19 protein-coding genes and 2 pseudogenes are annotated in these 19,465 nt (G+C 54.2%); 11 read left to right on the plus strand and 10 right to left on the minus strand.

Translation table 11 applies throughout. The features are described 5' to 3' along the window. Positions 1–72: 72 nt before the first annotated feature. Positions 73–303: a hypothetical protein gene (locus HKK80_RS01200; RefSeq protein ID WP_411797789.1), complete on the minus strand. Its 231-nt coding sequence runs from the start codon at positions 301–303 to the stop codon at positions 73–75. Between the two features lie 246 nt (positions 304–549). Beyond that, entirely contained in the window at positions 550–1,308 is a 759-nt protein-coding gene (locus HKK80_RS01205; RefSeq protein WP_411797790.1) for an FkbM family methyltransferase, read from the minus strand. 135 nt (positions 1,309–1,443) lie between these two features. Here HKK80_RS01205 and HKK80_RS01210 point away from each other — a divergent pair, with 135 nt between their 5' ends. Continuing rightward, positions 1,444–2,079 (plus strand): IS6 family transposase, encoded by a 636-nt coding sequence (locus HKK80_RS01210; RefSeq protein WP_411797791.1) that lies wholly within the window; start codon positions 1,444–1,446, stop codon positions 2,077–2,079. Positions 2,080–2,122: 43 nt separating this feature from the next. Continuing rightward, positions 2,123–3,298: a glycosyltransferase family 4 protein gene (locus tag HKK80_RS01215; protein WP_411797792.1), complete on the plus strand. Its 1,176-nt coding sequence runs from the start codon at positions 2,123–2,125 to the stop codon at positions 3,296–3,298. A gap of 293 nt (positions 3,299–3,591) precedes the next feature. Here the strand turns inward: HKK80_RS01215 and HKK80_RS01220 are convergent, their stop codons facing one another. Continuing rightward, positions 3,592–4,569 (minus strand): alkaline phosphatase family protein, encoded by a 978-nt coding sequence (locus tag HKK80_RS01220; RefSeq protein ID WP_411798001.1) that lies wholly within the window; start codon positions 4,567–4,569, stop codon positions 3,592–3,594. A gap of 95 nt (positions 4,570–4,664) precedes the next feature. Between HKK80_RS01220 and HKK80_RS01225 the strand changes: the two genes are divergently transcribed. The 3 genes and pseudogenes from HKK80_RS01225 to HKK80_RS01235 all read left to right on the plus strand — a co-directional run. Further along, the gene (locus HKK80_RS01225; RefSeq protein WP_411797793.1) at positions 4,665–6,062 is read left to right on the plus strand and encodes a sulfatase-like hydrolase/transferase; all 1,398 of its coding nucleotides are present in this window, start codon (positions 4,665–4,667) and stop codon (positions 6,060–6,062) included. Further along, positions 6,062–7,468: a polysaccharide biosynthesis C-terminal domain-containing protein gene (locus HKK80_RS01230; RefSeq protein ID WP_411797794.1), complete on the plus strand. Its 1,407-nt coding sequence runs from the start codon at positions 6,062–6,064 to the stop codon at positions 7,466–7,468. The genes HKK80_RS01225 and HKK80_RS01230 overlap by 1 nt, the downstream gene beginning before the upstream one ends. A 143-nt stretch (positions 7,469–7,611) precedes the next feature. Next, positions 7,612–8,073, plus strand: a pseudogene (locus HKK80_RS01235) (IS5/IS1182 family transposase); the annotation flags it as partial. Between the two features lie 17 nt (positions 8,074–8,090). On the opposite strand, the pseudogene HKK80_RS01240 reads toward HKK80_RS01235, so the two are convergent. Continuing rightward, positions 8,091–8,273: pseudogene (locus tag HKK80_RS01240) on the minus strand (ISH3 family transposase); the annotation flags it as partial. A 297-nt stretch (positions 8,274–8,570) separates the two neighbouring features. On the opposite strand from HKK80_RS01240, the gene HKK80_RS01245 reads away from it, so the two are divergent. From HKK80_RS01245 to cysC, 3 genes are all read left to right on the plus strand, one after another. After that, entirely contained in the window at positions 8,571–8,924 is a 354-nt protein-coding gene (locus HKK80_RS01245) for a transposase (RefSeq protein ID WP_411797795.1), read from the plus strand. A gap of 147 nt (positions 8,925–9,071) precedes the next feature. Next, the gene (gene sat, locus HKK80_RS01250) at positions 9,072–10,223 is read left to right on the plus strand and encodes a sulfate adenylyltransferase (protein WP_411797796.1); all 1,152 of its coding nucleotides are present in this window, start codon (positions 9,072–9,074) and stop codon (positions 10,221–10,223) included. Positions 10,224–10,225: 2 nt separating this feature from the next. Further along, on the plus strand, positions 10,226–10,846 hold the full coding sequence (gene cysC / locus HKK80_RS01255; RefSeq protein WP_411797797.1) for an adenylyl-sulfate kinase: 621 nt from the start codon (positions 10,226–10,228) through the stop codon (positions 10,844–10,846). A gap of 27 nt (positions 10,847–10,873) precedes the next feature. Here the strand turns inward: cysC and HKK80_RS01260 are convergent, their stop codons facing one another. Further along, positions 10,874–11,743, minus strand: coding sequence for a PHP domain-containing protein (locus tag HKK80_RS01260; RefSeq protein WP_411797798.1), 870 nt, complete (start codon positions 11,741–11,743; stop codon positions 10,874–10,876). Between the two features lie 76 nt (positions 11,744–11,819). After that, on the minus strand, positions 11,820–13,082 hold the full coding sequence (locus tag HKK80_RS01265) for a sulfatase-like hydrolase/transferase (RefSeq protein WP_411797799.1): 1,263 nt from the start codon (positions 13,080–13,082) through the stop codon (positions 11,820–11,822). Positions 13,083–13,182: 100 nt separating this feature from the next. On the opposite strand from HKK80_RS01265, the gene HKK80_RS01270 reads away from it, so the two are divergent. Further along, positions 13,183–13,818: an IS6 family transposase gene (locus HKK80_RS01270; RefSeq protein ID WP_411797800.1), complete on the plus strand. Its 636-nt coding sequence runs from the start codon at positions 13,183–13,185 to the stop codon at positions 13,816–13,818. Between the two features lie 26 nt (positions 13,819–13,844). Here the strand turns inward: HKK80_RS01270 and HKK80_RS01275 are convergent, their stop codons facing one another. The 3 genes from HKK80_RS01275 to HKK80_RS01285 are packed head-to-tail and all read right to left on the minus strand — an operon-like array spanning position 13,845 to position 16,955. Further along, on the minus strand, positions 13,845–14,876 hold the full coding sequence (locus HKK80_RS01275) for a DegT/DnrJ/EryC1/StrS family aminotransferase (protein ID WP_411797801.1): 1,032 nt from the start codon (positions 14,874–14,876) through the stop codon (positions 13,845–13,847). A gap of 23 nt (positions 14,877–14,899) precedes the next feature. Further along, positions 14,900–15,961: a GNAT family N-acetyltransferase gene (locus HKK80_RS01280; protein ID WP_411797802.1), complete on the minus strand. Its 1,062-nt coding sequence runs from the start codon at positions 15,959–15,961 to the stop codon at positions 14,900–14,902. A 1-nt stretch (position 15,962) separates the two neighbouring features. Further along, positions 15,963–16,955, minus strand: a complete 993-nt coding sequence (locus HKK80_RS01285) for an NAD-dependent epimerase/dehydratase family protein (RefSeq protein ID WP_411797803.1) — start codon at positions 16,953–16,955, stop codon at positions 15,963–15,965. 100 nt (positions 16,956–17,055) lie between these two features. On the opposite strand from HKK80_RS01285, the gene HKK80_RS01290 reads away from it, so the two are divergent. Both HKK80_RS01290 and HKK80_RS01295 read left to right on the plus strand, forming a co-directional pair. Further along, on the plus strand, positions 17,056–17,244 hold the full coding sequence (locus HKK80_RS01290) for a hypothetical protein (RefSeq protein ID WP_411797804.1): 189 nt from the start codon (positions 17,056–17,058) through the stop codon (positions 17,242–17,244). 2 nt (positions 17,245–17,246) lie between these two features. Beyond that, on the plus strand, positions 17,247–18,317 hold the full coding sequence (locus tag HKK80_RS01295; protein ID WP_411797805.1) for a sulfotransferase family protein: 1,071 nt from the start codon (positions 17,247–17,249) through the stop codon (positions 18,315–18,317). On the opposite strand, the gene HKK80_RS01300 is transcribed toward HKK80_RS01295, so the two are convergent. After that, positions 18,303–19,415 (minus strand): glycosyltransferase family 4 protein, encoded by a 1,113-nt coding sequence (locus tag HKK80_RS01300; RefSeq protein WP_411797806.1) that lies wholly within the window; start codon positions 19,413–19,415, stop codon positions 18,303–18,305. The two genes, HKK80_RS01295 and HKK80_RS01300, sit on opposite strands and share 15 nt — an antisense overlap. Positions 19,416–19,465 lie beyond the last annotated feature (50 nt).

The raw sequence follows: 19,465 nt of genomic DNA on the forward strand, positions 1-19,465 counted from the left end.
AACGTGCTGTTTCCGGCTCATTCCTGTAGATATGCTCCCAGAGAGGTTAAACTAGACAGTCTAAGTCTGAAGCTACAGTGAGCGTTCGAGATTAAGATCTTCAGGGACTGGAGACATGGTATTGAGATAGGCCTCTGTCTCGCGGAGGCTCTTGTCGATCTCGACACGGAACAGGATGATTGCAATTTGTGCCCACTTGGTGTGCCCGCTGTCGCCTGTCGGCGCAGCGGGCTCGTCTTGATTCTCAACGTGTTCTTTGGCAAGATTCTTACACTGTCTGGCTATCGATCGCTTTGACTTCATATCGCAAGACGGCGTCCAATTTACCGTCAATTTCACGGAGAAGAGATAGAGAGCTACCGAGACGGCTGATTATCTACGCCGCAACGAGGCGTTTGCGGGCGAACCTCTCCGCGAGGTGTCCGCCTATGAAGTCCGCACCGCCGGTTACGAGTACGTTCATCGGGCGGTCTTAGTTAGCTATTTCCTTGTGGTTTCCACTATCATACCACTTTAATTTTCTTCGCCACCATTTTGAAAATGCTTCGACTAAGATGACTTCCGGAACTTCATCAGAGTTAGTTCACGCACTACACCATCGCCAAACTCGTACAAGTTATTAAATCCTTCATCCTGTAAGAGTTCAATCAGACTGCTTTGGTCGACTCCCTCATGAAGCTCAACATAACAAACACGTGCCCCCGATAAGTTCTCCCTCATTCCATGAAGGACTTCATGCTCTGCACCCTCAACATCGATTTTTATTACATCGGGCTGTTCAAGTTCAAGCGCATCGCCTCGCCTGACCTTTACCGTTTCACCATCTCCGTCAGACAGTTTCCTATGACCTGACTTTCCTGTATCTATAAGATTTCTAGTTCCCTCTTCATCTGCTAAAGCTATTTCCATTACAGATATATCGACCGAATTTAACTCAATATTCTTTCGTAATCTGGACAGGGCGTCAGATGCCGGCTCAAATGCCACCGTAGAGGCTCCTTGCTTTGCGGCGAACAGAGAGTAGGTGCCCACATTTGCACCAACATCCCAAACAGTATCGCCTGGGCGCACTTCATCCACAAAGTCTTGCAACACATCCAGCTCTCCGTGCCCTCTAGCGCGTTTTAAATCTTCCTCTTCTTCGATTATAAAATACACCTCTGTACCATCAACCGACAAAGACTTCTTGTTAATTAGATGGGCGTGAATCGTGGTCAAGCCTAAATAGTCACGCGTTCCTCTGAAGACCTCGGTAATACCCCCATCTTCGTACAACTCCTTCACACGTTTCAACGTTTGACTCACCATATTCAGAACGTATTCGTATTTCTTATATAAACCTCAGGAAACATCCCGACACCCAACCTAATTGATGTACGACCCTCATAATGGCAGTGTTCAGATAAGGAGTGAAAAGTGAGGCGTCACGAGTTCTACGTGGTTATGGAAGAATTCGGACGCCTCAGTGGCAGTATCGACCAGATTGAGTTAGCCTTTGTGGAACGAGAAGCGACACCGGAGTTTCTGATGAAGCTCAGTATTCAGCTGCATTTGTCTGGATTATCACTTTCGAATACTGTTTCTGTACTTGAGGTATTCGGTGTCGAACGCGCTCGATCAACCGTGCATAACTGGGTTCACAAAGCCGATCTACAGCCCACGTCCGGGAAGAGCCCGGATCACGTTGCGGTTGATGAAACGGTGATCCACCTCAACGACGAGCGATATTGGCTGTACGCAGCGGTTGATCCAGAGACAAACGAATTCCTGTATACAACCCTTGAACCGACGACTAACACCGGACTCGCAGAAGTGTTTCTCGCTGAGCTCAGCGAGAAACACGACGTTGCTGACGCCGTCTTTCTCATTGATGGTGCCCACTCATTACAGGCTGCCTGTCACCGAGCCGGCTACGATTTCAGATACGAGAAACATGGAAATCGGAACGCTGTCGAACGTGTCTTCAGAGAACTAAAACGCAGAACTCTCTGTTTCTCGAACTGTTTCAGCAACGCCTCAGCAGACACAGCCGACGACTGGCTCAGATCGTTCAGCTTCGCATGGAACCAGCTTATCTGAACACTACCCTCATAATCCCCGTAATGTTTATATATATATATAAATGATAGCAAAAAAAGCCAGAATGGGGAGAATATCCAAGATACTATTCGTAACCGTTTCCGATTTTTCTGAGGTTACCGGAGGAAGCGTGGCTACTGCAGAGATGGTCGCTGCATTCGGAAGGAATGAATCTATTGAACTCTCGGTGGTCTGTGCGGAACCGCCGGACGAGATACCATCGAAAGTGGCCGAAAACGTGGACGAATTCTACTACTTTTCGGGCGATTCTGAAGGAACTGTACTCGGACATATAAAAGAGCAAGCTAATATGGCGCCCGTTTTGCGAAGGGCAATAAAGAAAGAAGACCTCGATGCTGTAGTATCAAGGTACTCCGCCACCTCGGTTACTCCGCCTCTTTTGACCAAGGCGTACGGCAAACCGCACATTCTGTTGATAAGGGGGCTGGCTCACGACAGGATGCGCTACGGATACATACTCAAGAAGATATTCTGGATGAATGTCCGTTTAGCAGACAGACTATACGTTGCGTTCAAGGAAATAAAAAAAGAGACAAAAAAGGTACGTAAGCCGTCCCAGACTGAGGCAGAGTACTTCACTAACGCAGTAGACCCTGAGGAGTTCTCACCAACCTCGTTAGAAAAGGCAAGAAAGAGTCTTGAACTGGGACTTGAGAAGGATGACTTCGTGATCGGTTTCGTCGGAAGTCTAAAAGATAGGCACATGATTGAGAAGCTCCTACTCACGGTGAGTAACCTCAACGATGTTAACGCTCTGATAGTTGGGGATGGTCCTGAGCGGGGGAGGTTGGAAGAGTTAGTCCGTAAAGAAGGAATTGAGGAGAGGGTTACTTTCACCGGAAATGTTAAGCATAGCGAGGTTGACAGGTATATCTCTGCCTGCGATATTATGTATGGTGTCGTGCATCCAGACATACCCTCAAACCCGATAAAATGCTATGAGTACTTGGCGTCCGAGAGACCAGTGATTACTTCAAACAAACGGGAGTTTGAATTTGTGAGTAGAATAGAAGTTGGAAAGACAATAGATACAATAAAAATGGATGAGGTAAGAAGTGCAATACAGGATCTACGCTCGCTAACAAGAGAAGAGATTTTAAATATGGGTAAGAGGGGACGAGAATACGTTCTGGAAAACCACACCTGGGACGAACTTCCAAGGATGGTATTGGGTGACATAGAGGATATAGGAATATGAGAATGTTTATAAAAACACTCCGGTTTAGTCATATAGTAGTTGGAAAGCAGGTTGCTAATCACCAGACTGCGAAGGGTCACACTTCATCTGTCAGATATCATATTTGGTTGAATGTAAAATAGTATTACCGATATCGAGTTCAGATTGAACGAACATCAATTTAGGTGGTATAATTACACCTCAGATATCGTGATTTAAATTTCAAAACACTTATGTAATTTATCGAACAAAAACGTCGAAGCAGAGCGTCTCAAGCTGCTGTTTTCGAATGAGAGAACTGCTATCCAACTACCTCATATATATCCAAGGTCTTCCAACTGTTCTTTGACTTCATTCTGGGTTCCACCTGACCCACTACGGACTACTTCTCTTTCTCTGGGGGTGTGTTCGCCTGAACGGATTTCCTGATTGATGGCGTCATTGATATCAAGGACAGAGTCTATTTGATTAACCGTTCTCGTATCTGTCCCGGACACCATCGCTTTATGGGTATGTACTCCATCCTGTAATCCGTGGTCGCTAACAAGGAGAAGTACATCGTCGTCTTCAAGATCTTCGCGTAGCTCTCCCACGAAGTCGTCTAATTCGTCGTAAGCCTGTTCCTGTAGTTCGGGTATATCGTACGAGACATGTCCTATGAGATCAAGACCACTTGTGTAGCCGAAGACGAGTTCGTAACGGCGGCTTCTGAGTGATCGCCGTGCTCGCGCGATACGTACCATTGTCATTTCCATACAAAGTTCGTAGAATGAGAAAGGATCGGCACTTCTGTGCCCCCCCTTCGCTTCGCCGTCTCGTTCGAACATCTCACCCATATCCTTACGTAACTCATGTTCTCTATCCTTATCGTTCGGGTCAATTACATAGTTAGGAACACCGATAGCCTTCGATTCATGTCCGTCAAAGATCGTCTCCAATTCGTTCCTTTCGTAGTAGTCGGCAGATTCCCTGAAAGCGTCCTGCTCTGTGCTGTTAAGTATCCAAGCCCCGATGCTTGACTGGAGTGTGTCGGGGAGGACGTACTCGGCTACTTCACTTCCCCAACGCAAAACCGGGCTTTCCCATGCCACTCCACCGTCAAGCTTCAGTCCATGTTCTTCGGGTGTGAGTCCGGTTATTATACTGGGCCAGAGCTCGTGGGTGCTTGGCTCACCGGAAGAACTCTCTATCGTCTCTATGCTCTTGTGAGAATTGAGTACAAGATTTTCTTGCTGAGTTGAATCAACGAGTTCGGGATCAAGCGCATCAATTCCCAGAACTACGACAGTCATCATTTCATCAACACCCCTCATGATAATGAATTATTCGGAATTCTTCTCTGGAAAAACCATCAGTGTTATTATACCTTCCTTACCTAAGTAGGTTCATGACGGAACGCCCCAACATAATCTGGATTACCCTCGACAGCGTTCGTTCTGATCATACGACAATGGGGGGCTACGAGCGCGACACTACACCGGAACTGGAAAGAATATCCAAGACTACAGATGGGCAATGGTTCTCCAATTGTTTTTCGCACAATAACTCGACACGGACGTCAACCGCATCCATAATAACAGGTACGTACCCCTCACATCACGGTGTCACATGGGATAAGATCATTCCGCCCGAACTTGAGACGGTTCCCGAGATATTCTCCAAAGTAGGCTACCACACAGTTGGTATCTCAAGAAACGCGAACTCCTCGATGGGATTCAATCGGGGATTCGACGAATTCAAATGGATATCCTCTTCACAGTTCCTTAGTGCAGTTGACCTCCCTACGGTAATAAAGTATGGCTTGAATGTACGGAAACATTCCGCGGGGTTCACCACCGACACGGCGAAACACGCGACGCCGTTCATAATCAACGACATGGCGAAGAGACGGATCAGATCGTATGTCGGCGACAGCGAACCGTTCTTCATGTACCTCCACTACAATGAGCCGCACAGACCTTACTACCCCCCACTGAGCTACCTCGACGAGTATACGGACGAGATAGAAATGTCGACGCAAGAGGCTGCAGAGGTAGCTATGGAGATGCACCGGAATGCCAACGAGATAATCGCCAACGGCTCTGAATTCTCTGAAGAAGAATGGGAAGCACTCTATGCCATGTACGACGCTGAGATCGCTTACACCGACGACTGCGTTGGAAGGCTATTTGACTATGTCAAATCTCTTAATATTGACAACACTATATTCGTTATAACCGCCGATCACGGCGAACTTTTCGGCGAAAAGGACATGCTCACACATAAGATAGTCCTACACGACGCCGTGATCAACGTGCCGTTAGTAACGCACGGTTTTGGAAAGTTAGAGACGGGGACTGACGACTTGGTACAGCACGCCGACATCATGCAGACGTTGGTAGCCATGGCTGGCGGAGACACGAGCCAGTTCCAAGGAGTAGACATAAGAGAAGAATCACGTAATTTCGTCGTCGCTCAGGATCAGGACATCGGTAAATCTCTCGACAAGTTCGCCGAGTACAATCCGGAGTTCAATAGTTCGCGTTACCACAGATCTCTTTTGACCTGCATCAGAGACCAGAATTATAAGTACCAGAAGAGCGAGGAAAACGCTGAGCTTTTCATACTACCTGACGAAGAGGAGGACATATCGGATGAGGAACCGGAAGTCGTTGAAGATATGGATACAATTCTTGACAAATGGGTGGATGAGTATGGATATCCGGTTTCAGAAGAGGAAAAAAAGTCCAAATTCTCTGACAAGATGAAGCAGCAACTCTCTGACCTCGGTTATATTGTCGACTGATGCGTTTAGCCAAGCAGTCGATACTATACTTCGTATCCGACGTAGGGACATCGGTCATCGGTTTTCTTGCCATCCTCTACTTCGCACGCGTACTAGGCTCGGAACCGCTGGGCCAGTACTTTTCGATAATAGGTCTTATCGCGTGGGCTACGGTGCCGACCAACGGATTGTCGGCGGCGATAAATAAAAGGATAAGCGAAGGAAAAGACGCTGATGAAATATTTTCCGCTGCTACGGTAATCAATGGAGCCTACGGAGGTTTCCTATTCTTTGTCTCGATACTCGGAGGAAGATATGTCAACGCATACATCGGCGCGGAGGTGAACGTTTTACTCGCGAGCCTTCTCGTAATTAATATAATATACACATCCACCCGAGGAGGACTGAGAGGAAAAAAGGAGGTAGTTACTGCGGGCTTTCTGCGCACCTTTGACGGAGTGTTACGCACGGGAAGCCAGATAGCCCTGATCTATCTTGGATACAACCTCCTGGGTCTGGTCTTAGGTCACATAGCAGCACTCGTGATCTCGGCATTCGTCGGTGTCATCCTGTTCGGTCTACGCCCTAAGATACCGAGTAGGAAGGCATTTGAAGACCTATACTCATACGTCAAATACTCATGGCTCGGCGAAATCAAAGGAAAGACGTTTGGATGGATGGACGTGATAGTTCTCCAGCTTTTCGTGTCATCCAGTCTTGTTGGCGTCTATGGCGTTTCGTGGCGTCTCGCCTCCGCCCTCATTCTCGTGAGCAACGCCGTGAGTGCCGTAATCTTCCCGGAAGTGAGCGACCTATCCGTTGATGGAAACGATGATAACGTCCGCGACCTACTGAACGAAGCGATGTTTTTCGCTGGTATATTCGTGATACCCGGTTTTTTTGGGGTACTCGCGATCGGCGACAGAATACTACGTATCTACGGTGGAGAGTTCGTTGAAGGTGTAGTGATCCTCCTGATACTCATACTCGCGAGAGCGGTAAACGTGTACGGTTCACAGATGCTCAACATGATAAACGGGATAAACAGACCGGACGTCGCTTTTCGTATCAATCTCGTTTTCGTGGTTAGTAACCTGTCGCTTAATTTCGGTCTGGTGTATCTTTTCAGCTGGTACGGTGCCGCAGTAGCTACGGCGACATCGTCGCTCGTTACCTTGGTGCTGAGCTATAGGTCAATAAGTAGACTGCTAGGAAAGCCCGAGATACCGATGTTAGGGATACTAAGACAGGTAGCATCTGGGGGCATCATGGCAGTAGTTCTCCTCAGTCTGGAGTACTTAATGCCATTCTGGAACATGTACCTGACTATCGGTGCTGTCTTGTTTGCGGCTTTCGTTTACGCGGTGTCCCTGTACACTCTTTCGGGTAGAGTCAGAGAAAAGACACAGTCGCTCGTACCACTCTAATCATAGGAATTAAGGTCGTTAAGTATCTTACTGTACCTCTCAACGGAAGCCTCAAAGCTATACTTCTCTGCTCTATTGAAAATGGAAGATGGCGTCGGAATTAGACCGTAACTCATTGCCAAAACGAGGCTGAGAAGTCGATAATGGCAGTCGAATTACTCAGCCTCGTTGAGAATGCACTTCGTGCAGCCAAACAAGCGTTGGGAAGCCACGCGGGGAAGCCCGAGTCAGGCGGGCTTCCCCGCGAGACGAATATCGTCGCGCACTGTGTCCGGAAGGAGGAAGGACACAGCTACGGCGAGCTGGTTGATCGGCTGAGCCTCATGCCTGATGTGTGCGAACGGCTTGATCTACGCCCCGACGCCATGCCCGATCCAACCGCGTTCTACCACTCTTTTGACCGATATGCGATGTACATCTGGCGGGCGTTGCTGCGCGTGTCAGCGCAGCAACTCCGCCACTCTGGGCATGCAGCACTCGACAGCACGTTCTTTGAGCGTGAACAGGCCTCCCAGTACTACCGCCAGCGGAACGGACGCAGTGTGAAAACGATCAAGGCAACGATATTGACCGATACAGAATCCTTAGCGGTGCTTGACGTACACTGCTGTATCAACCGAGAACTAATCACCTCCCAGACGGACGTTTGGTTGACGCTGGCCATCGTGATTACTGGCCAGATATCGTCGGAATCGAGGGGAGAGCCCTCGATTCCTACCATTGGAAGTTGGTGAATCACATCAGTCGCTGCTTGTTTGACATCTGCTGCTGAAAGAACACCGTCTGGTTCGAGGTGATTGAACACATCCACGAACCAGACATCCGCCACAATCAGAGCGACGCTATTCTACTCAGACCGGTTGGGAAGTACCGATATTCCGGTTGATCACCGTGACGAAGACGCTGACTGGAACTATGATCACACAGAAGACGACTATTACTACGGGTATGGCTGCTGTGTCGTCACTGCAGCACATAACATTCCGGTCGCAGCAGCATTCACTCCAGCGAAGAAGGTCGATGAGGAAACGGCGATGCGTCACGCCTGACGCGCTCGCTGTCGACACTCCACGCTGGCTCCTCGGTTGATTCAGAGTTCGATATGCTGAGATGGCACGACTGGCTGCTAGAGAAGTCAGCCGTGCCGATATCGCCGTACAATCCACGGAATACGAACGATCCACCAGACATAGAATACCGCGTCGAAGAGCGAATCAAAGAACACAGCGACACCGTTCGTCTCTGGCAGCACCAACTCAACGAAACGTATGCAGAACGCTCACGAGTTGAAACAGCGATTGGCGTCTGCAAGGATCTCGGCCTCGGGATCCCGCGGATCCGAGGCCGAGTACGAGTCAAGCCACACGTCTTCCTCGCTCTTTGCCTTCGATTGGCTGTCGCACTCGCCAATCCCCCTCGAGGAAACGATGTCGCTAGCCCAACCATCACGCTATGAGTACAGTTCTGCACCACCGCCTCTGCTACTGAGCTAATCAGCTGTTTGGGGCTTAGGCGATAACGAGTGCATCTGAACACCGCCGTAGAAGCGAAGAGAACAAACCACAGGATTTGTATCGTCGTGGTAACGAGGAGTGATAATAGAATGATTCAACCACACGGTAACGAACTCGTCGACCGTCAGATCGGAGCCGAGCGGAGCGCAGAACTCCAAAATGGGTTCGATGACCTGACGACGGTTACACTCAATCAGAACCTTCTGTTCGATTTTGCTAATATTTCCCGTGGAGTCTACAGTCCGCTTCGGGGCTTCATGTCTCGAAACGATTTCCTGAAAGTCGTCAACGATCTCACGCTGGAGAGCGGAGCTGCATGGCCGCTTCCAATCGTGCTCGATATCGAAACTGAGCTCGCAAACAAGGTGGGGCCGGGAGATCGAATCGGGATCCGTAGCCCTAACGGCACGCCGGTCGGCATCATGAACGTCGACAGTGTCTACCGGTACAACGAGGAAGAGACCTCCCAGAACCTCTTTGGGACGACCGACGAGGAGCATCCCGGCGTTCGAACCCTCCAGTCGAAAGAGCCGTTCTTTGTCGGCGGTCCGATCAAGGCGTTTTCCGATGCCCTCCCACGGAATGGGAGCCATGATCTTTCGCCGAAGGAAACACGAGTTCTGTTCAAAAACCTCGGCTGGGACACCGTCGTTGGCTTCCAGACCCGAAACGTCCCTCATCGTGCACACGAGTACCTCCAAAAATCCGCGCTCGAACATGTCGACGGACTGCTCATCCAACCCAAGATTGGCGAAAAAAAACCGGGGGACTATCGAAACGACGCGATCCTCGAAGGGTACGAATCGCTCATCGAGAGCTACTATCCGACGGAATCGGTCGCGCTGTCGATGTTTAAATCACGGATGTGGTATGCCGGCCCCCGCGAGGCCGTCTTCGACTCGATCGTCCGCAAGAACTACGGCTGTACCCACTTCATCATCGGTCGCGACCACGCTGGTGTCGGCAATTACTACGGTGATTTCGAAGCCCAAGAGCTGTTCGACGCGATGGGGAACATCGGGATCGAACCGCTGTACTACCACTACGCGTTCTACTGCCGCAAGTGCGACGGGATCGTCTCCGAGAAGATCTGTCCACACGACTCCGACCAACATCTCGAACCGAGCGGCACGAAACTCCGTGGTATGCTCTCGGACAGCGAGTCGCCGCCGCCGGAGCTGATGCGTCCTGAAGTTACCGAAACCGTATTGAGCCTTGACGAAATATTTGTGGAGGACTAATTATGTTTACACTCTGGTTCATGGGCCGTCCGTCGGCAGGGAAATCGACGCTCGCCAGCCGTGTCGAGGATCGTCTTGTCAAGATGGGGTTCCCAATCGAGAATCTCGATGGCGACGAGATCCGGAAACACCTCCATCCGGATCTCGGGTTCTCACGAGAGGATCGCCGAACCAACAACCGGCGAACCGCCTACATCGCCAAACTGCTCAACCGCAACGACATCCCGGTTATCGTCGGCATGATCACGCCGTTCCGGGACTCCCAGGAGCAGGCTCGGGATATCATCGAGGACGAGGGCGACTTCGTCCTCGTCCACGTGAAGTGCTCCGTCGACGCCGCCGAGGAACGTGATCCGAAAGGCCTCTACGAGAAGGCACGCGAGGGTAACATCGAGAAGTTCACCGGCATCAACCACCCGTTCCAGGAGCCGCTCAACCCCGACATCGTCGTCGACACCGAAGACCAGTCTATTGAAGACGGTGTCGATCACGTACTCTCGGAACTCGAAGCTCAAGGACTGCTCGAAGAACAGCTCGACGACGACTACAGTTTCTCTATCACTCGAACCGAAGAACAGGAGCTCACCGACCGCCTGAAAGATCTCGGCTATCTCGGGGAGTAACGACTCCGCTTGCGATCCCGCGATCAGCTACAGTGATCGGTGTCGGTCAGCGCGTTCTCGAAGCGTAACAAGTTGTACCTCCGAGACCCGAACTTCTCCGATGCGGAACTTTCCGGAGTCGGGGCCGTGGCAGTCTGACCCACCCGTCTGAATGAGTCCGTGTTCCTCAGCGAGTGCCGCTGCATCCTCCACCGACACGTCCGCGTAGCCTTGGGTCGGAGCCGCGTCGTAGGGATACTGCACCTCGATCGCGTCCAGTCCTGCCCCGATGAGCTCGTCGACGATTCCATCGATGTGCTCGGCCCGAATACGGCCGGGGTGGGCCAGCGAGACGACACCGCCAGCACCCTGAATGGCATCAATAACCTCGGGGGCGGGGACACGCTCCATCTGGACGAACGCCGTCCCGTCGTTGGCGAGGTGTTCGTCGAAGGCTGCACCGATAGAGTCGACGATCCCTTCCTCGATGAGGACGTTGGCGATGTGTGGGCGGCCGAGGATCCCGTCGGCTTCGCCCCGAACGTCCTCATATGATCGGTTTAGGGATGTCGTCTCATGGAGCCGCTTGATTATCTTTCGGTTGCGATCCCGCCGGTACTCCCGAACCTCCGCGAGGATATCGGCGAGCCGTTCGTCGTTGGGATCGACGAAGTAACCGAGCAGTTCGACCTTCGTGTCCTGTACGTCCGCTCGAACCTCCACGCCAGCGATGCGTTCGACCCCGTCGTCGACGGTTCGTCTATCCTCGATATCCGTCGAGATGGAGTCGTGGTCGGTGATCGCGATCGCGTCGAGCCCACGCTCTCGTGCCTGGCGGGTGCGGTCGTCGACCGAGCAGGTTCCGTCCGACGCTACGGTGTGCATGTGGAGGTCGGCAACGCCGTCAGTGCTGTCCATACCGGATGTAGCTCACTCCGAATAAGAACGCACTGGTTTCGAATACGTTGGCGACGATAGCAACTCGGTCGACGCGTCAGATGTAGCCGAGGTCTTCGAGGTGATCCCGCGTTTCGGAATCCAACTGCTCGCCCGTGACGTACCGCTGGTCGTCGTCTTCGAGGAGCTCGGTTAGTCGCTTGAAGTACGTTTCGACGATCTCCGGTTCGTCGTCCAGTCGGTTCAGGCTCTCGCCAGGATCCTGAGCGATGTGGTAGAGTTCGACCGGTTCGAGATCACCGTTGGCCGTACAGATGAGTTTCCACTCGTTGGAGCGCAGACATACCAGCGAGTCCAGCTCGTTCCAGCCGAAATCGTAGTTCTCGTTCATCCGGTAAGTAAGCTTGTTCTCGCTGGTGAGCTGGCCGTGGTAGGTCTCAGAGTAGGCAAATTCCGGTCGACTGCCGTCCAGCAGAGAGATCCCCGCCACGTCAGGCATATCGAGGTCAAGGATATCCAACAATGTGGGTGCGATATCGATACTCCGGATCTGTTCGTGAACTGTTTCGGTCGGCACCTCCGGCCCGTTTATAAACAGCGGTACGCGAATGATATTCTCGTAGAGTTCGACCGCACGGAACTGTGAGCCGACACGGTTGCCCTCGCTGTCGTAGACCCAGGGGTAGCCATGTTCACCCGGCATCTTCGAGCCGTGATCGCCGGTGACGACGCTCACGTCGACGTTGACGAGTTCTTCTATGAGTTCAAGCTGGCGGGCGACGAAATCGGCCTCCTCGTAGTAGCGTCGTTCCTGTCGGCCGATGTACTGTTCGACGTTCTTGTACACGTTGTTCTCGTCGAACTCGGGGGGATCGCGCTTGCCGAACTCCGAGCGGAGCGTGAAGTGGAGGTCGAAGAGATGGAGGAACACGAAGTTGTCCTCACCGTCGTGATCCTGTAGCCAGTTGACTGCCCGGTTGACCAGCAGGTTCGCGGGACCGAACTCCTGTCTCCCCTCGTCGCGATCCTCGTACTCGACGACGTGTTCGAAGGTGTCGAACCCCTTGTCGATGTTTCCGGTTGGGAGCGGGTACCCGCCGACGAAGGCTGCGGTGTTGTAGCCTGCCTCGGAGAGCAGCTCCGGGAACGTTGTGGCGTCGGTTTCGTAGTCGACGAGCCACCGGACGCCGTGTTCGAACGGTCGCTGGCCGGTAAACATCGACGAGTGGGAGGGGCTGGTGAACGGTGCCTGTGCGATGCAGGTGTCGAACGAGAGCCCGTTCGAACGCTGTTGTTCGAAAAACCGGTGATCACAGGCGTCGGGACGGAGACAGTCGACGGATGTAAAGACGACGTTCATACGACGAGTATATTTAGGGAGTGTTTGAAACTACTGGTTCGCTAAGAGGCGGTGTTCAGATAAGGAGTGAAAAGTGAGGCGTCACGAGTTCTACGTGGTTATGGAAGAATTCGGACGCCTCAGTGGCAGTATTGACCAAATAGACTTAGACTTTGTGGAACGAGAAGCGACACCGGAGTTTCTGATGAAGCTCAGTATTCAGCTGCATCTGTCTGGATTATCACTTTCGAATACTGTTTCTGTACTTGAGATATTTGGTGTCGAACGCGCTCGATCAACCGTGCATAACTGGGTTCACAAGGCCGATCTACAGCCCACGTCCGGGAAGAGCCCGGATCACGTTGCGGTTGATGAAACGGTGATCCACCTCAACGACGAGCGATATTGGCTGTACGCAGCGGTTGACACAGAGACAAACGAATTGCTGCATACAAACCTTGAACCGACGACTAACACCGGATTCGCAGAAGTATTTCTCGCTGAGCTCAGCGAGAAACACGACGTTGCTGACGCCGTCTTTCTCATTGATGGTGCCCAATCACTACAGGCTGCCTGTCACCGAGCCGGCTACGATTTCAGATACGAGAAACATGGAAATCGAAACGCTGTCGAACGTGTCTTCAGAGAACTAAAACGCCGAACTATCTGTTTCTCGAACTGTTTCAGCAACGCCTCAGCAGACACAGCCGACGACTGGCTCAGATCGTTCAGCTTCGCATGGAACCAGCTTATCTGAACACTACCCGCTAAGAACCGGTCGATCTACTGGTTGGCGTAGAAGCCAGCTACGGCGTCGACGACCGTTCGCGCCTGCGAGTCGGTCACTTGCCCATGGATCGGTAGCAAAACGACTTCGTCGGCGAACCGTTCAGCGACCGGATACTCGCCGTCGACCGGTGGCGCGGCGTCGTACTCGTGGAGCGGCGTTTCGTAGAGGCGGCTCGTGCCGATCTCCCGTTCGTCGAGGTGGGCGGCCAGCCGGTTCGCATCCGGCGTCAACACCGGGAACGCGTGGTAGACGTCGGTCGCCCACGGCTGTACCGGCAGCAGGTTGACGGGGAGCTCCGACAACCGTTCCCGATATATCGTGGCGACCGCCCGTTTCCGGTCGGTCGTCGCGCCGTAGCTGTCGAGCTGCGAGAGCCCGACGGCGGCTTCGAGGTCGTTCATTCGGACGCTCCGCGGCGGCGGTGTCACGTCGTGGGTGTTCGTCCGCTGATCGCGGACGTAGTCGGCGACCGTTGCGTCGTCGGTGACGACGATCCCGCCTTCGGCGGTCGTCAGGTTCTTTGTCGCGCCGAAGCTGCAGATCCCGACCGAGCCGACCGAGCCGACCGGCTCGCCGTGTGCCGTCGCGCCCGGTGCCTGTGCGAAGTCGTCGACCAGCGTCGCGCCGAGCTGCTCACAAACCTCTTTTATATCGTTGATACGTGCGGGATGCCCGAACAGGTGTGCACTCACCGCGCCGTCCAGCGGGGCCGCCTCGGCGAGTGCGTCCGGATCGAGCCCCGCCGTCTTGGAATCGGCGTCGACGAACACCGGACGGAGGTTCGCACGGAGCACCGAGTACAGCATCGAGCCGCAGTTGTACGGCGAGAGGGCGATCCTATCGCCCGCCTCGAAGCTCGCTTCGAGCGCGAGTTCCAGTGCGACACTCCCGGAGGCGACCGCCACACCGTGGCTCCGTCCGACGAACGAACTGAACCGTGCTTCGAACTCGGCGACGACCTCGCCGGTCGACAACAGCCCGTCTTCGAGCAGTTCCACGACGTGGTCGATACCAGTCTCGTCCACCGCCGGTGCGCCGAGGGGAATCATCAGTTGCTCTGTGCTTCGCGGTACGCCGGGAAATATCCCGTGTCCGTGTCGATCCCGGCGTCGGCGGCAGCCTCAGTAAGGCTCTCGTAGACCGCCGGACAGTGGATGCGTTTCCCGATATGGAACTCCCCACGGCCTTCGGTTGAGAACCCCTTTTTAAATTTGAACACGCCAGGTCGACCGCCCTGGAAATCGAACCGGTCGGTGCCCCGGTCGCGCATCTCCATCATTGCCCCGTAGCAGAGGAGGTTGTTCACCCGGAGATCCCAGTAGTCAGGGTTCGACGCCCGCAGGTAGTCGTGAGCGATCCGGTCGTCGTGAACCACGACGGCCCCGCCGACGACCTCGCCCTCGTAGCGGGCGACGATGAGCGTCGAGAGGTCGCTCCTGAACAGCGTCTCGAAAAAGGAAAACGGGAACCGGTAGTGGTCGGAGGCGTCCTTGGCTTCCATCGCGTTCGTGTAGATGTCGTAGAACGCCTCGAATTCGGCGGGGTCGGTGGTCTGTTCGACGACGAGATCGGTCTCTTGGGCCTGCCGGATCGCGTTCCGGTTGCGTTTCTCGAACTCGTCCCAGAGCGTCTCAGTGTCCTTCGTGAGGTCGACGTGAACCGTCTCGCGGTTGAACGTTGGCTCCAAGGCGTCGAATCGCTCGTGGTTCTCCCGGTTGGGGTCGAACCGGATGAACTCAGAGACGATGCCCTTCTCGGCACAGAACTCGGCAAACGAGTCGGCGAACTCCTCGGCCAGCGAGGGGGGCGCCCCCGCCGACAGCAGCGGCCCGCCGTAGTACCACGACGAGACGATGTCGGAGTACGCCTCCGGGTTCGACAGCTCCGCCTCGGCAAACGGAAGTTCTGTGAGGTCTCGACGGATGTACGGGTAGTACACGAAGCCGTCTTCGTCGCCGTAGACGAACAGTTCCGCCCGCTCGGAGTCGTGTTCGAACTCCCCGGCGAGCGTGTCGAGGTACGTCGGCGAGTGGTACGGGCCGGCATCCAGCCGGTCGAACCACTCCTGCCACGTCTCCCGGTCGTCGAGAGTGTAGCTCCGTCCGCTCATCTTACATGTACGGGTAGTTCGAGTTGCGAAACACGTCCTGTTCGTATTCGGTGATGTCCTCCTCTTCCATCCACGTTTTGATCTCCTCGACGCCGTCCTCGATCGTCCGTTCGGCCTCCCAGTCGAGAATGTAGTTTATTTTGTCGAAGCTGACCCGGTAGGTTCGTTCGTCTTCCTTGTGTTCGACGAACCGGACTTCGGCATCCGGCACTTGGTCTTCAACGATCTTCCCGACTTTTTTGATCTGGTAGTTCAGGTCGTTGTCACCGACGTTGAATATCTGGTGGTCGACCTTCTCCTTGGGGGCTTCGAGCACCGTAACGAACGCGTTGGCCGCATCCGCGACGTGAACGAGCGGGCGGTACTGGTCGCCACCGTAGACGGGGATGTCCCCTTCGAGCACCGCCTTGGCGGTCAGGAGGTTCACGACAAGATCGAACCGCATCCGACGAGACCAGCCGAAGATGGTGCCCAGCCGGAGGTGGGTGGCCGTGATGTCGGAGTCGGTGAACTCCCCGTGAGTCTGGTGGAAGATGATGTCCTCGGACTCGATTTTTGACTCGGCGTACAGCGACAGCGGGTTGAGGAATGACCCCTCGTTGAGCTCCATCAGTTCGCTTGCGCCGTAGACAGAACAGGTCGAGGCGAACACGAGCCGTTCGATGTCGTGGAGTTTACAAACCTCGACCAACGTCTTGGTCGCTTCGACGTTCACTGCCTGTGTGGCCTGTTCGTTGACACCACACGCCGGGTCGCCGACGATCCCGGCCATGTGAATCACCGCATCTCGGTCTTCCATCGCATAGGAGAGATCCTCGATATGCCGAATATCGCCCTCACTAGCCTCGAACCTGTCGTGATTCCGAAACGGGGCTAATGCGTCATCACCAAACAAAAAACTGTCAAGCACACGGACGTCATGTCCGTTGTCGAGGAGTTCCTCGACGATGTAGTTGCCGATATATCCGGCACCGCCTGTAACGAGCACTCGCATAATTTACGGAATCCATCTGGGGTATAAATCTGTTTTGGGACAGGTCTTTCGCCTGATAACCGTCAGGATAAAGACAACCGAATCCTATCCCTTAGCCAGTATGACGACGAGCAAAATCGGTGGAAGCGGATCCGAATCCCCGTATTTCCGCCTCTACGTGGTCGGCCTGATACTCGGCACCCTCATCCGGATCGTCGCGTTTTTCGCTCCTATCGGCATCGTCCGCCGACTAGAGGAAACGCTGTTACCGGATGGCACAGCAACCGACGGCGTCCACCAGTCTCAGTAACGATGGTGGATAGTCATCCTGACGAGGACGCCCCCGATCGGAAGAGCGCGGTGTTCCTGCTTTCGAGCGAACGGTCTGGGTCGAATCTGGTTCGGAGTATTCTCGGCACACACACGGAGCTCTCTGCGCCCCATCCGCTGGAGACGGCATATCCGTGGGGGAAGGTGACGCCGCCGAAAGACCTCCCGAAACGCCGGGTTCGGAACCTCGTCCGAGACGTGTTGGTAAACAAACATCACTCGTTTCATCCGCTGGAGACGGCTGTCGACATCGACCGGGTCGTCGACCGGTTCTACTACGGCCAACAGAGCCACTCGCTGTTCGATATCCAGAGCGCGCTGTACGGCGAGTACGCCGCACAGGAGGGAACCGACGGCTGGGTGTCGAAGTATCCGGCCCTGTGGGACTGCCTCAAGGAGGCTTTTGAGTACTACGACGACCTGAAAATAATTTATAACGTCCGCGATGCCCGTGATGTTGCCCTCTCGTTTAAACGCTCGAACGTCTGGCGCTACCACCCGTTCTACAGCGCGACACGATGGCAACAGGAACAACGCCGCGGCATGGAACTCCTCGAAAACCATCCCGACTCGGTTCACCAGCTCCGGTACAAGGATCTGCTGCAGGATCCCGAATCGGTCGTCCGCGGGATGTGTGAGTTCCTCGAGATACCGTTCCAGGAGGAGATGCTCTACTACTACGAGACCGACGAGGCCCAGGCGGCCGCCGAGAGCGCGGAGGTGTTCGAGAACCTCACCTCCCCGATCATGAGTGACAACTACGACAAGTTCCACCAGCAGCTGCCGGACGACGAGATCTGTCTCGTCGAGAAGATCGCAGCCGACCAACTGGAGTACTTCGATTACGAGCTCGCCTACTCCGAGGCCGAACGTGAGCGCTTCGAGTTCGACCTCGACCGGTACGAATCCGAAGACAAAACCCTCACCAGAAAAGCCGCACTCCGTGACTGGTACCAGAACCCACGCGAACGGGTCAAACGCCAGCTGACGAAGTCGTTCGCAGGCTATCTGATCTTCCGGTACGGGGTCATCGAGAAGCTACTCCCGGTGTAGATCGGTCAACAGACGCTCGAAGTTCTCGACGGACGCCTCGAAACTGTAGTTGTCGATGGCGAATGCCCGACACGTCTCACTGATCTCCGGGAGATCCTCGCGGTCGAGAATCGCTTCGATCCGCTCGGCGATCTGATCCGGGGAACGGTTCGCCATCAGGAACCCCGTTTCCCCCTCGGTCACGACCGACGGAACCCCCGAGACCGGCGTCGCATAGACGGGCGTTCCACAGGCGAAGGCTTCCTGGATCGCCGTCGGGAGCCCTTCGGTTGGTTCGGAGGCCAACACCAGCAGTTTGAACTCGTTGAGGTGGGTCGGTATCTCGTCGTGGTCAACCCAGCCGGTAAGTTCGACCCGCCCCGAATCGATCTCTGCAGCCAGTCGTCGTTCGACCGTCTCGCGGTGGGCTCCATCGCCAACGAATCGGAACGTAATGTCGGCTGGGAGCCGCTCGACCGCCTTGACCAGCTCTTCGATTCCCTTCTCGATGTCGAGTCGACCGATCATCCCCACCCGCTGGTCGCGGTTCTCAATGGGAATTTGTGGCGTGAACTTCTCGTCGAGCGCAATGTATCGCGTTCCGTGCGGATACAACTTCTCTTGGAACCGACCTAACTCGAGTTCTTCGGCCATCGATTCAGTGTAGGTGACGATCCGGTCTGCCGCCCACAGGCTCCCGAATTCGAGCAGCCGCACGCTGTTGGCGAGAGTTCTCGCGACGATGTCTGGGTACTGTTCCTCCCACTCTAGTTGGAGCGTCAACGGAACGTCACCACGCGGCTGTACGACCACTGTCTTCCCGAGAAGTTTGGCGAAGACGATCGGCAGCGAGTAGGCCGTCCCGCCGAAGAAGTAGATCACCGGAGCATCGAAGCGACGAATCGCCCCGCAGAGGCGAAGCTGGTTCCGAACGAAAAGCAGTATCGTACCCAATAGCCCGTCGGCTTTCGCGCCGTGGGCGATTTCAGTCACGTCGTAGTTACCGTGGATATCCGATTCCTCGGACAACATTACTGTGACCAGCGAGACCGTCGTCAACTCCGAGAGGACGTTAAGCAGTAGGTACGTGGCGTTCTGTGGTGTTGCGCCGCTTCGCATCGTGACTACGGCGACATCCGGTAGCTGATTACTGGCCGAACTGTTCGTCA

Source organism: Halonotius sp. F2-221B, from assembly GCF_046719765.1.
Taxonomy (GTDB): Archaea; Halobacteriota; Halobacteria; order Halobacteriales; family Haloferacaceae; genus Halonotius.

Coding starts and splice junctions, on each gene's coding strand:
- sat (WP_411797796.1), top strand. CDS start 9,072: ATGATTCAACCACACGGTAACGAACTCGTCGACCGTCAGATCGGAGCC.
- cysC (WP_411797797.1), top strand. CDS start 10,226: ATGTTTACACTCTGGTTCATGGGCCGTCCGTCGGCAGGGAAATCGACG.
- HKK80_RS01290 (WP_411797804.1), top strand. CDS start 17,056: ATGACGACGAGCAAAATCGGTGGAAGCGGATCCGAATCCCCGTATTTC.
- HKK80_RS01215 (WP_411797792.1), top strand. CDS start 2,123: ATGATAGCAAAAAAAGCCAGAATGGGGAGAATATCCAAGATACTATTC.
- HKK80_RS01205 (WP_411797790.1), bottom strand. CDS start 1,308: ATGGTGAGTCAAACGTTGAAACGTGTGAAGGAGTTGTACGAAGATGGG.
- HKK80_RS01245 (WP_411797795.1), top strand. CDS start 8,571: ATGCTGAGATGGCACGACTGGCTGCTAGAGAAGTCAGCCGTGCCGATA.
- HKK80_RS01265 (WP_411797799.1), bottom strand. CDS start 13,082: ATGAACGTCGTCTTTACATCCGTCGACTGTCTCCGTCCCGACGCCTGT.
- HKK80_RS01285 (WP_411797803.1), bottom strand. CDS start 16,955: ATGCGAGTGCTCGTTACAGGCGGTGCCGGATATATCGGCAACTACATC.
- HKK80_RS01295 (WP_411797805.1), top strand. CDS start 17,247: ATGGTGGATAGTCATCCTGACGAGGACGCCCCCGATCGGAAGAGCGCG.
- HKK80_RS01230 (WP_411797794.1), top strand. CDS start 6,062: ATGCGTTTAGCCAAGCAGTCGATACTATACTTCGTATCCGACGTAGGG.
- HKK80_RS01225 (WP_411797793.1), top strand. CDS start 4,665: ATGACGGAACGCCCCAACATAATCTGGATTACCCTCGACAGCGTTCGT.
- HKK80_RS01280 (WP_411797802.1), bottom strand. CDS start 15,961: ATGAGCGGACGGAGCTACACTCTCGACGACCGGGAGACGTGGCAGGAG.
- HKK80_RS01270 (WP_411797800.1), top strand. CDS start 13,183: ATGGAAGAATTCGGACGCCTCAGTGGCAGTATTGACCAAATAGACTTA.
- HKK80_RS01200 (WP_411797789.1), bottom strand. CDS start 303: ATGAAGTCAAAGCGATCGATAGCCAGACAGTGTAAGAATCTTGCCAAA.
- HKK80_RS01210 (WP_411797791.1), top strand. CDS start 1,444: ATGGAAGAATTCGGACGCCTCAGTGGCAGTATCGACCAGATTGAGTTA.
- HKK80_RS01300 (WP_411797806.1), bottom strand. CDS start 19,415: ATGCGAAGCGGCGCAACACCACAGAACGCCACGTACCTACTGCTTAAC.
- HKK80_RS01220 (WP_411798001.1), bottom strand. CDS start 4,569: ATGACTGTCGTAGTTCTGGGAATTGATGCGCTTGATCCCGAACTCGTT.
- HKK80_RS01260 (WP_411797798.1), bottom strand. CDS start 11,743: ATGGACAGCACTGACGGCGTTGCCGACCTCCACATGCACACCGTAGCG.